The sequence below is a fragment of the Pseudoalteromonas sp. S3178 genome (genome assembly GCF_005886985.1).
GTDB classification, from domain to species: Bacteria; Pseudomonadota; Gammaproteobacteria; order Enterobacterales; family Alteromonadaceae; genus Pseudoalteromonas; species Pseudoalteromonas carrageenovora.
The window spans coordinates 1-241 of sequence record NZ_PNCW01000320.1; the positions used below are offsets into that span (position 1 = coordinate 1).

Sequence of the window (241 nt, forward strand, 5' to 3'; positions counted from 1 at the left end):
ATTTCAATAAGGGGCATAGAATCAAACCCCTTTATCGTCAATCGAACAGCTGTTTATGTTGATGGGATACCCTATCGTGATCCTGATATGTTGCGCTTACACAATGTCAATCAAATAGAAATATTACGCGGCCCTCAGGGAACTTTATATGGCTCTAATGCCAATGCCGGTATCATTGTTATTTCAACCAAAACCCCTTATCAAGAATTAGAGTCATCATTCGGTCTATCTGTTAATAGTT

The 241-nt window shown here is 38.6% G+C and carries 1 protein-coding gene; it reads left to right on the plus strand.

What is annotated here, in order from left to right:
* Positions 1-241 (plus strand): TonB-dependent receptor plug domain-containing protein (locus CWC11_RS21140; protein WP_171038496.1); only part of this gene is annotated, 241 nt, incomplete at both ends.